The organism is Desulfovibrio sp., assembly GCF_041907885.1.
Classification (GTDB): Bacteria; Desulfobacterota; Desulfovibrionia; order Desulfovibrionales; family Desulfovibrionaceae; genus Desulfovibrio.
Genome location: NZ_JAYRGM010000015.1, coordinates 57,385 through 67,813, shown reverse-complemented (window position 1 = coordinate 67,813; position 10,429 = coordinate 57,385). Strand labels below are relative to the sequence as shown.

General features: G+C 54.9%; 9 protein-coding genes. 3 read left to right on the top strand and 6 right to left on the bottom strand.

Annotation, left to right across the window (positions count from 1 at the left end):
• Positions 1-305: 305 nt before the first annotated feature.
• From lepB to epsC, 5 genes are all read right to left on the bottom strand, one after another.
• A complete protein-coding gene (lepB, locus tag ACE3NW_RS08990) occupies positions 306-926 on the bottom strand; it encodes a signal peptidase I (protein ID WP_374282564.1) in 621 nt (206 codons plus the stop codon).
• A gap of 192 nt (positions 927-1,118) precedes the next feature.
• Positions 1,119-2,429 (bottom strand): NCS2 family permease, encoded by a 1,311-nt coding sequence (locus ACE3NW_RS08985; protein WP_374282562.1) that lies wholly within the window; start codon positions 2,427-2,429, stop codon positions 1,119-1,121.
• Between the two features lie 229 nt (positions 2,430-2,658).
• On the bottom strand, positions 2,659-3,258 hold the full coding sequence (locus ACE3NW_RS08980; RefSeq protein ID WP_374282560.1) for a MarC family protein: 600 nt from the start codon (positions 3,256-3,258) through the stop codon (positions 2,659-2,661).
• A 252-nt stretch (positions 3,259-3,510) separates the two neighbouring features.
• Positions 3,511-3,720, bottom strand: a complete 210-nt coding sequence (locus tag ACE3NW_RS08975) for a hypothetical protein (protein ID WP_374282558.1) — start codon at positions 3,718-3,720, stop codon at positions 3,511-3,513.
• Positions 3,713-4,624 (bottom strand): serine O-acetyltransferase EpsC, encoded by a 912-nt coding sequence (gene epsC / locus ACE3NW_RS08970; RefSeq protein ID WP_374282556.1) that lies wholly within the window; start codon positions 4,622-4,624, stop codon positions 3,713-3,715. The genes ACE3NW_RS08975 and epsC overlap by 8 nt, the downstream gene beginning before the upstream one ends.
• A 582-nt stretch (positions 4,625-5,206) precedes the next feature.
• Between epsC and ACE3NW_RS08965 the strand changes: the two genes are divergently transcribed.
• From ACE3NW_RS08965 to ACE3NW_RS08955, 3 genes are all read left to right on the top strand, one after another.
• Positions 5,207-7,156, top strand: coding sequence for a sigma 54-interacting transcriptional regulator (locus ACE3NW_RS08965; RefSeq protein ID WP_374282554.1), 1,950 nt, complete (start codon positions 5,207-5,209; stop codon positions 7,154-7,156).
• Between the two features lie 105 nt (positions 7,157-7,261).
• Entirely contained in the window at positions 7,262-7,444 is a 183-nt protein-coding gene (locus ACE3NW_RS08960; RefSeq protein WP_374282552.1) for a hypothetical protein, read from the top strand.
• A gap of 274 nt (positions 7,445-7,718) precedes the next feature.
• Positions 7,719-8,642 carry a phosphoglycerate dehydrogenase gene (locus ACE3NW_RS08955; protein ID WP_374282550.1) on the top strand — a complete coding sequence of 308 codons (924 nt, stop codon included), beginning with the start codon at positions 7,719-7,721 and terminating at the stop codon, positions 8,640-8,642.
• Positions 8,643-9,044: 402 nt separating this feature from the next.
• Here ACE3NW_RS08955 and ACE3NW_RS08950 read toward each other — a convergent pair whose 3' ends face one another.
• Positions 9,045-9,965 carry an IS1595 family transposase gene (locus ACE3NW_RS08950; protein WP_374282548.1) on the bottom strand — a complete coding sequence of 307 codons (921 nt, stop codon included), beginning with the start codon at positions 9,963-9,965 and terminating at the stop codon, positions 9,045-9,047.
• Positions 9,966-10,429: the final 464 nt, after the last annotated feature.

Sequence of the window (10,429 nt, the reverse complement as noted above, 5' to 3'; positions counted from 1 at the left end):
GATAGCTTCCATCTGTAGCCCTCCGTGTTGGTTTTGTGGTTGTTTGGCGATAACCAAACTTAACCGACTTGGCGGGCTACTTCTATTTTTTCAATGTGCGAAAAATACCGTACGTTATCCCACTTCCAGTTCCACGGGGTAGGCATCGACACCTTCAACCCCGCCGCTGTTCAAACGGACAACCATGCGACTCCTTTGCCTTGCACCATAAAAAACGGCGCGGATGAACCCTACCCGCGCCGCAAATACATGACTGAACACAGGCCAGGCGGCCCGCGCTTGCAGCCTGAAACCTCAGACTGGCGCTATTGCACGGCCTTGCCGATACGGTCCCAGCGAATATCGCCAAGCCCGCCCCACGACCAGTAGATGCGCCAGGCCTTGGCGCGTATGGCACTGCGGTCAACAAAGCCCCAGAAGCGCGAATCCATGGAATTGTCGCGGTTGTCGCCCATGACAAAATACTTGTCGGCGGGCACAGTCACCGGGCCAAAATTGTCGCGCACCGGCTGGATGCGGTCTGGCTCGGTAAAGCGTATAAACGACTCTTTCACGGCCTCGCCGTTGCGGAACAGCTGCTTGTTGCGCACCTCGATGGTGTCGCCGGGCGTACCCACAATGCGCTTGATGTAGTCCACGCTGGGGTCATTGGGATATTCAAAAATGATGATGTCGCCCTTGACCGGGTCTTCACCCTTGTAAATATAGGTGTGGGTAAAGGGAATCTTGATGCCGTAAGAAAACTTGCTTGCCAGCAGATGGTCGCCCACAAGCAGGGTTTTTACCATGGATTCTGAAGGAATTTTAAAGGCCTGCACCACAAAGGTGCGGATGACCAGAGCCAGGATAAGCGCGACGAACAGGGCTTCGCCGTATTCCCGCCACAGGGGTTTGACGGGGCGCTGTGATTGCAGAAGCATTGCCATGTGCGAATATTCCTCATGTGCCTGTTGGCTGGTGAGCGTTAATTTTCGGTCGCAAATTATGCCCTGATGCGCGTGCAAAGGCAAGGAGCAGAACGCTTTGCCCATGCGATTATGGCAAAAAAAGCAAACCCCTGCCCGGCACGCGCCAGAGCAGGGGTTTACTGTGCAATCACATATGGTTGCCGCTAACGGCTAGTGCAGACGCAGGGCAAAGTTGACCACAAAGCACAGGGCAATAATCAGCATCACCACATTAAGATCCTTGAAGCGGCCTGTAAGCACCTTCAGCCCCACCCAGCTCACAAAGCCAAAGCCAAAGCCCGTGGCGATGTTGAAGGTGAGCGGCATGCTGATGATGGTCAAAAACGCGGGCAAGGCCACGGTAAAGTCCTTGAACTTGATGCGCCCCACTTCCTGCATCATCATGGCGCCCACGATGATCAGCACGGGGGCCGTGGCATAGGCCGGAGCCATGCCAATCACCGGTGCAAAAAACAGGGTGAGGAAAAAGAGCACGGCGGTGGTCACGGCGGTCAACCCGGTGCGCCCGCCCTCGACCACGCCCGCAGCGCTTTCGAGATAGCTGGTGGATGTGGTCGCGCCCATGACGGCGCTGGCCATGGTGGCGATGGAGTCGGAAATCAGGGCCTTGTCCAGATTCTCGATGTGGCCGTCCTCACGGATAAAACCGGCCTTCTGCGAAAGCCCGATAAGCACGCCCATGTTGTCGAACAGATCCACCATGGTAAGGGTAAAGATAATCGAGAACAGGCCGTGGTGCAGCGCACCCTTCAGATCCATGGCCATGAAGGTTTCTGTGGGCAGGGGCAGGGATGTGTTGATAATGCTGCCCTGCGGCATATGCGGTCCGTTCAGCAGCATGTCTGCCCCGGCAATGGCCACAATGCCGATGATCATGGCTCCCGGCACGCGCAACGCAAGCAGTGCGCTGATGAGGAAGAGACCCGCCACAGAAAGCAGCACCTTGGGATCGCCCAGGTTGCCCAGGGTCACAAATGTGGCGGGGCTCGCTACCACCAGGCCACAGCTCTTCATGCCGATAAAGGCGATAAACGCGCCAATACCAACCACAATGGCGTATTTGAGGTCCATGGGCACGGCATTGATGATGAGCTGACGCACGCGGGTTACGGTAAGCAGCAAAAAGACGACACCAGAAATAAACACCGCGCCAAGGCCGGTCTGCCACGTGTAGCCCGCAGGGCCACAGATGTAGTAGGCGAAAAAGGCCGTAATGCCGAGGCCGGGGGCCACACCCACGGGGAATTTCGCCCACAGGCCCATGAGAAGGGTGGCGATAACAGTAATCCAGATGGTGGCCGCCACGGCGGAATCCTTGGGCATACCGGCATCAGAAAGCATGCTGGGAACCACAAAAATGAGGTAGCACATGGCCATAAAGCTGGTAAGGCCAGCCCGTATCTCGCGCCGAACCGTGCTGCCTCTGGCCGCAGGATTAAACATTTTTTCCAGTACGTTCATGACATCCTCCTCGTGTTGCCCCGTTACGCGTTCAAGCTTTTTGGGGAGCAATACCGCGCCGGGGCAGCAGACCCCATGCCGTTAAAACACCCTTTCACCCCTGCCAGACACATGGCCGCATGCGGCCAGCGCGCCGGGCATTACCCCTTAACCGCACAATCCGTTTTTTCATATCAAAACGGCGAAATACGCAGATTTCGCCGTTTATACCATTTGCACCCGCCGCTTGCTAACCCAAAAAGGCGCGTATACCTGTAAAAATAACCTGTGCGGCAATGGCCGCCAGCAGCAGGCCCGTGAGTTTTGAAAGCACGGCAATACCCGTGCGGTGCAGGGCGCGCACCACGCCATCGGCCATGCGCAGCAGCACAAACATGCCAAACGATGCCGCCAGCAGCGAAAACACGCCCACCAGCACCTGATGCATCTCTGTGGCCGAAGCGCCCATAACCATCACAGCGCCAATGGAGGCAGGCCCCATACCCAGCGGTATGGCCAAGGGTACAACGCTTATGTCGCCCTCCTTGCCAGAGAGCGCATCCTTGCCATCGTCGTTCATGAGCGAAACAGCGGTAAGAAAAAGCAGCACGCCTGCGCCAATGCGAAAGGCATCAAGCGTGAAGCCGAAAAGCGAAAACAGGTGTGGCCCAAACAGAAAAAGCGTTACGCCAATAAGAAAGATGGCCGCAGAAGTTTTGGCGGCCACGGTCGATTTCTGCTTTTTGTCAAAGCCCTTTGTACCGCTGATAAAGGCGCTCAGCACGGCAGGGGGCGTCATGAGCGCGTATATCTTGATACTTGTGCCCACAACTTCGGTAAAAAATTCCATGACAACTCCACTTTCCGAGCTGCAAACGCCGCGTGGGCGTTTTATAACAGCCAGAATTTAAGAAGGCGGGAGTATGTCATGCAAGAGGCTTTATGTCCATACCACAAGGCCCACCGCGCCCGAAATCCGCACAATAAGCCAACAAGATTCAGGTTTTCCTGTCCCCTGTTTGCCCAAAAAAGCCCCGCCGTTCATGACGCTCTGTAAATGCGTCCATGTACGGCGGGGCTTCCATATCTGCCCGATGGGCCGCTAGCGGCCAACGCTGATTTCTGTAGCCACCTGCCCGCTGGGTTTTACACTCATGCCGCATCCGCCCAGAGGCAGCAGAGCCGTGCAGAACATGACACCCAGAATCAGGGCAGCCGCGCGCCCCCGCATGCATGCAAGCCCGCACAGCCGTATCAGATGTGATGGCTGGGGCCGTTGCGGCTGGTGGGCCCGCCGGGGTCGGTCAGGCACGGGGCTTTTCCTGGGTTATGCGTGCGCCTTCCTGCACATCCTGGGTTATCCACACGTTGCCGCCAACCACTGCGCCCTTGCCCACCGTAACGCGGCCAAGAATGGTGGCCCCTGCGTAAACGGTGACATTGTCGCACAAAATGGGGTGACGCGGGTGACCCTTGGTAAGCGTGCCGTCCGCATTCTTGGGAAAGGAAAGCGCGCCCAGGGTGACACCCTGATACAGGCGGCAACTGCGCCCGATGATGCAGGTTTCGCCAATAACCACACCCGTGCCGTGGTCGATAAAAAATTCCTCGCCAATGGCAGCGCCAGGGTGAATATCAATGCCCGTGGTGCTGTGGGCCATCTCCGAAATAATGCGCGGTATCACCGGAACCTTGAGCTTATAGAGCTCATGCGCAATGCGGTGATGAAACATGGCCCGCAGCGAAGGATAGCAGAAAATGGTTTCGCCGGGGCTGGTGGCCGCAGGGTCGCCCTCGTAAGCGGCCTTGGCATCGCCAGCCAGCAGGCGGCGTATTTCGGGCAGGCTGTCCATAAAGGCCAGGGCCGCGTTCTGTCCTTCTGTTTCACACGAGGTGCAGGGAATGCCAAGCCCCTCGCAGCTAAAGCAGAAGCCGCGCACAATCTGTTCGCCCAGCAGGCGGTGGATGCTGTCGAGATTGGCCGCAAGGTGATAGCGCATGGATTCGCGCCGTACCGTGGCCGCACCAAAATACCCGGGGAAAATGGCCGCGCGCAGCCGCTCAAGTATTTCCGAGAGCACTGTCAACGAAGGCATGGGTGCGCCCTGTCCAGAGCGGTGCCATACTGTGCTGAGCGAGGTTTCGTGGCAGAGCCGCTCAACAACGCTGTCAATAAGGGGCATGCCGGTTGTGGTGATATCCTGCTTTGTGTTCATGGCAAAATCCTGCGGAGCTGTTCGGTTGCGCCTTGACCGGCCTGCCGGGTTGAGCGCCCCCTGGCGGTTATCTGCAAATTCGTATTATTCTACATGGAGTTGCCGCCTGCTGCAATGGTCAACCAGCACCAGAGCGATGGCGAGCAAAAATCAAACATGTGCGTTAAAAAAATTAACACCACTGTTGTCACTATTACCATCAAAGACCGGTTTTTTCAAAGGCGTCCAAACCATCGCAGGCCCAAATGACCGTAGTTACTAATTTTTCTTAAAATTGTGACGATGGCACACTAGTTGCTCAAATAACACGCCTCAATTTTATAAAAAGTACCACTGCCATGCATGTCAGCCCGCCACACAGGAAGGGCTGTGCAACAGACAATAAACACAGGCTGGCCCAAGGCAAGGCCATACCGTGCCCAAGGCCACCCGGCAAGCGGGACCTGCACTAAATTTGTCCACATCGTCAGTTCGTTACACACCCAAACCTTGCAGATTTTACTTTGAGAACATTGCGGTTTACAAGTTTAGCATATCAAAGCCTTACCCCCGCGCAAGCAGATCAAGATACGAAGGATTTTTATGTCTTCAGCCAGCTTCAAGCCCCGCATCCTGTGCGTTTCCATTTATGATGAAATGGCACAGCTTGTGCGGCAGTCTGCCGGGCAGTTTGGCGTTGAGGTAGACATATTCAACGGTGGCATCTACAGCTGCGGGCACATCCACGCGCTGAAAATGGAAAACCAGTACGATGTTATCATCAGCCAGGCTGGCACGGCCATAGCCATACAGCAGATGGTCAAAATACCGGTTGTGCCCATCCAGATCACCGCCAGCGATATCATCAGCCCCCTGCGCGAAGCTGCGGAGCACCACAAAAAACTGCTCTGCATCACCTACGACAGCAACCTGAGCGAAGACATCGAAGAGCTGGCAGCCTTTGCCAAACTTAAAAATTTTCAGCAGGTTATTTACCGCAACGCCCAGGACTTCAGTAATATTATCGACCGGCTGCCCTCCCTGAAGGGCGCTGCCGTTATTGGTTTTGGTGGCTGTGTCATGGACAAGGCAGCACAGCACGGCCTGCCCTACTATCTTATCCGCTCCAGCAAAAACAGTGTACGGCAGGCGGTGCTTTCTGCCCGCAACATTGTTGAACAGCATATCAAGGAACGAACCCGCTCGCGCCGCCTCAACAATATCATCAACTATTCCCTCAGCGGCATCATTTCAGTCAACAGCGACAAAACCGTGGCCATCTGCAACCGGCCTGCCAAACAGATACTTGATCTGCACGGCAAGAAACTGGTGGGAATGAACCTGGGCGCGGCCTCAAGCCCGCCAGAGCTCAAGCAGATGCTCGGCAGCGGCGAGTACACCGTGGACAAGGTACTGCCCCTCAAGGGCAAAACCCTGGTTGTCAACCGCGTGCCCATTCGCGTGCGCGAGCATGACCAGGGCACCATCATAGTGTTTCAGGAGCTGTCAAAAATTCAGCAGATCGAAACCGAAGCACGGGTGCAGCTTGCCAGCAAGGGGCTTGTGCCCAAGTACGAATTTGAAGACATCGTGGGTGCCAGTACCACGCTTGATCCCCTTATTGCCGAGGCCAAACGCTATGCCCACAGCGTCGCCTCCATTCTGATCGAGGGCGAAACAGGATCGGGCAAGGAGCTGCTGGCCCAGAGCATCCACAATTTCAGCGAACGCAGAAAAGGCCCCTTTGTGGCTGTAAACTGCGCGGCCCTGCCAGAACACCTGCTGGAAAGCGAGCTTTTTGGCTACGAAGAAGGGGCTTTTACCGGCGCGCGCAAGGGCGGCAAGGCGGGCATGTTTGAACTGGCCCACAGGGGAACCCTGTTTCTGGACGAAATCAGCGAGATGAGCCTGGCAACACAGGTGCGACTGCTGCGCACGCTTCAGGAAAAGGAGATTTTTCGCATTGGCGGTGACAGGGTCACCAACATCGATGTGCGCATCATCGCCGCCTCAAACCGCGATCTGTACGCCATGGCGCAAGAGGGCAGCTTTCGCCGCGACCTGTTCTTTCGCCTCAGCATCCTGCCGCTGCAAATTCCCCCTCTGCGCAAACGCAAGGAGGACATCCCTGCCCTCATTGCCCACTTTATCAAAAAAAGCCACCAGAGCGTGCCCGGGCGTTCACAGGTTGCCTTTGACAAAGACATGCTGGCAAAGCTCAACGCCCACAACTGGCCCGGCAACGTGCGCGAGCTGGAGCATATTCTGGAACGGGCCTTCACACTTTACGACGGCCAGCAGGATTTTGCTGCGCTGCTGACAGACATCATGCGCCGCCACTGCCAGCGTCAGGCGCTGGCTGGCCCCACCCCGCAACAGGACGATTTTTTGCGCGTACCACGCGGAACCATGGCTGAAATGGAGCGGTATATTCTTGAAACCTCACTTGAGGAATTTGGCGGCAACAAAAAGGCCCTGGCCGACGCACTGGGCATAAGCCGCGTAACTGTATGGAAAAAGCTCAAGGAACTTGAAGGTCAGGCGCCGCAATAGACCAACCAGAGGCCGAATTTGCGGCCAGCCCCATACCCTACACTTTTTTGTCCCATGGCCGATAAGAATAAGGTACAGGTCGCATACGCGGCCAAGGAGCACGCCATGGACGACGTACAAATGGGCATGAGCGTAAGCGTGAGCAAGAGCGCCCTGAACTTTCAGGCCAGCATGTCTGCCGCGCTTATCAATGGAACCATTGATAAGGGTGCAGAGATGGAGCAGAACATGCGCAGTCAGGGGCTTGCTGCCGAGGGCATTGGCAGCAAGGTTGACGTGCAGGCATAACACGCTTTGCCGGAGAAGACTAACTGCCGCCGGGTTTTCCCGGCGGCAGTTAGTCGTTGCAGGGGCAACGCATCAGAAACCAGAAGCAGGCTGCGGCTTGGCCGCGCCGTAAAGCGACTGGTTTCTGTGCTTTCCGCCCGGCGGTACACGCCGGCGGTTAGTCGTTGCAGGGGCAAGGCGCAAATGCCGCTCGTTGACAAATACCCGCAGAGTAGTAAGGCTGTATGCGCCGGTTACCGGCCCGATACTGCCCATATCCGCACAAGGAGTTTTTGTGAAAATTCTTGTTACACCCCGCTCATTCGGCAAAACGAATCCCGAGCTTTTTGACCGTCTGGCCCAGGCCGGGCTGGAAGTCATACGCAACGACACCGGCGGCATTCTTTCCGCCGAGCAGATGAAAGAAAAACTGGCCAGCTGCGCTGGCGTTATTCTTGGTGTTGACCCCATGGATGCCGATGTTCTGGCTGCTGCGCCGAACCTCAAGGCCATAGCCAAATACGGTGTGGGCCTCGACAACATCGACCTCGATGCCTGCAAGCAGCGCGCCATCGCCGTTTCGCGCACGGTGGGGGCCAACAGCAACGCCGTGGCCGACTACGCGCTTACCCTCATGCTTATGGTGGCCCGCAAGGCCGGTCTTATCGACCGCCGCTGCCGCCAGAAAGACTGGGGCAAGATCACAAGCATCGACCTGTACGGCAAAACCATCGGCATCATAGGCCTTGGGGCCATTGGCCGCTGCGTGGTCAAACGCGCCCAGGGTTTTGGCATGAAAATTCTCGCTCACGACGTGGTGTGGGACGATGCCTGGGCTGCCAAGGAATGCGTTGAACGCGCCGATGTTGACCGCATCTGCCGCGAAGCGGATTTTATCACGCTGCACACCGTGCTGACCGATGAAACCCGCAACCTTATCAATGCCGAGCGCCTGGCGGCCATGAAAAAAACCGCCGTGCTCATCAACACCGCGCGCGGCGGCCTGATTGACGAAACCGCCCTGCTGGCGGCCCTGCAACAGGGCAGCATCTACGGAGCAGGCCTTGACGTTTTTGAGCAGGAACCCCCGGCCAACCCCGCATGGTACGAGCTGGACAACCTGGTGATGGGTTCGCACTGCTCGTCATCCACAGCCGGGGCCACAGAAACCATGGGCAACATGGCTGTGGACAATCTGTTGCGCGACCTGGGCATTTAGAGCCGCAACGCCTTTACACCATAGTAAGACCGAACGCAGGCAGCCCGCGCTTTTGTTGAAAAGCGCGGGCTGCCTTGTTGTTGAGCTACGGAACATGGGCCTTATTTGTCAGGCGCGTTGTGCTGGAGGGATTGCAATAAGATTGCCGATTGCGCATGACTTTATAGTTTGTAATTTTCCGGGGGCGGTATGTTAAGAATTTTATCAAAAGCCCCTCATTCTGATCAAATCTTTATTCTACTGAAATTTAAGTTTTAATTACCACTACGCCTGTTCATTTAAACAACCAGTTTATGCATGCAACCATGCCGCAACACTGACATCAATCGACGATCAAATAATTAAATACAGCATTCAATATGATTTACGGACGAAAATTTTTTAGTACATTAGACTATGTGGCTATTGCCTTAGCTCAGCATAGGTAACCGTTTCAGCATTGGCACATGCCAATAATAGTCTGTCGAAGCCCTGGTCAGCCCAGGCGCGGCGGTTGAAGCGGTAGCAGAATTCATCAAGATAGCGCTGCAAGTGCTTTTTCATGACCCCGTGGTATGTGCCGAGAATGAATGCTTTTGCGTTTGATACCAGTATGTTTACCCATTTCAGGGCATCATAATTTGGTGTGCCTCGCTTGGGATACACCACCTCAGGGTAATGCGTATGCCCCATGTCCCTGACCACGTTGAAAACAGGCAGGCCGTCGCTTTTGATGCTCTGCTTCGGCCTTACATGTCTGTCGATAACGTTCTGAATGTGTCCTGCGTCAACACGCTCAAGGATTTCCATCTTTGCAAAGGTGATGGCATCGTTTCGTGTGGCAGCCATGACAAGAACCGGAATTTTGCTTGTGCCCCGGCCCCGCTTATCACCGCCCTTCCCGGCACCACCGTTGAAAAAAGCGTCATCAACTTGAATCAATCCGGCAAGTTGGTACTCGGCATCACGGGCTCCCATGGCCGCACGGATTTTATGCTGCATGGTCCAGGCACATTTGATCCCAATGTCGAGCTTGCGCGACAGGGCCAAGGCGGAATGACCACGCTTGTCTGTACTCAGCAGATAGATGGCCCAAAACCATTTTACAAGCGGCGTCCTGGTTTTGTGCATGACCGTTCCGGCGGTAAGTGAGGCCTGATGTTTGCAAACAGTGCATTGATACAAGCCTCGGGACTCAACATTATAGTTAGTGGTGCACCCGCAGCGCGGACAACGGTATCCTTCCGGCCACTTCATGGAAAATAGGCGCTTTTGGCATGCCTTTTCCGTACCGAATTTACGCTGGAAGGTGATCAGATCCATCTCAGTATACGGCTTGCGCATTGCCACTACTCCTTGATCTCACCGAATTAATTACTTTTCTCATGTTCACTGAGCTAAGGCAATAGCCACATAACAATAATGGAGATTTGTTTTCACCATACTCAAAAAAACGTGATATCGCAAGATAGTTACATTTTTTTAAGCGGAACTGACCAAATTTGTGAGATTATTCTTAATCTGGTAACTTTGCGTGCCATTTCAGCCTGATGGCACATAGATAACCATATGATTGCACATACAAACAGCACATATTGGGCTTATCTTATGCCACATTTTACGCTGAAATCATTATATTTTTTTCTTTAATTTTTACTTCTGAAGCAACCATTGACGATTCTATTGCCTCAAAAAAAAGACCACCATACAACGGTGGCCATAAATTATCCCTAAACAAGCAGTATTTTGCCACTCAGGCGAAATACGAACCGATGTTCGCTCAAGGCACAGCGAGGAGGGCTTGCAGC

What these genes read in the sequence shown, in the direction of transcription:
- lepB (WP_374282564.1), bottom strand. Translation starts at nt 926, where the DNA reads ATGGCAATGCTTCTGCAATCACAGCGCCCCGTCAAACCCCTGTGGCGG.
- ACE3NW_RS08985 (WP_374282562.1), bottom strand. Translation starts at nt 2,429, where the DNA reads ATGAACGTACTGGAAAAAATGTTTAATCCTGCGGCCAGAGGCAGCACG.
- ACE3NW_RS08980 (WP_374282560.1), bottom strand. Translation starts at nt 3,258, where the DNA reads ATGGAATTTTTTACCGAAGTTGTGGGCACAAGTATCAAGATATACGCG.
- epsC (WP_374282556.1), bottom strand. Translation starts at nt 4,624, where the DNA reads ATGAACACAAAGCAGGATATCACCACAACCGGCATGCCCCTTATTGAC.
- ACE3NW_RS08965 (WP_374282554.1), top strand. Translation starts at nt 5,207, where the DNA reads ATGTCTTCAGCCAGCTTCAAGCCCCGCATCCTGTGCGTTTCCATTTAT.
- ACE3NW_RS08960 (WP_374282552.1), top strand. Translation starts at nt 7,262, where the DNA reads ATGGACGACGTACAAATGGGCATGAGCGTAAGCGTGAGCAAGAGCGCC.
- ACE3NW_RS08950 (WP_374282548.1), bottom strand. Translation starts at nt 9,965, where the DNA reads ATGCGCAAGCCGTATACTGAGATGGATCTGATCACCTTCCAGCGTAAA.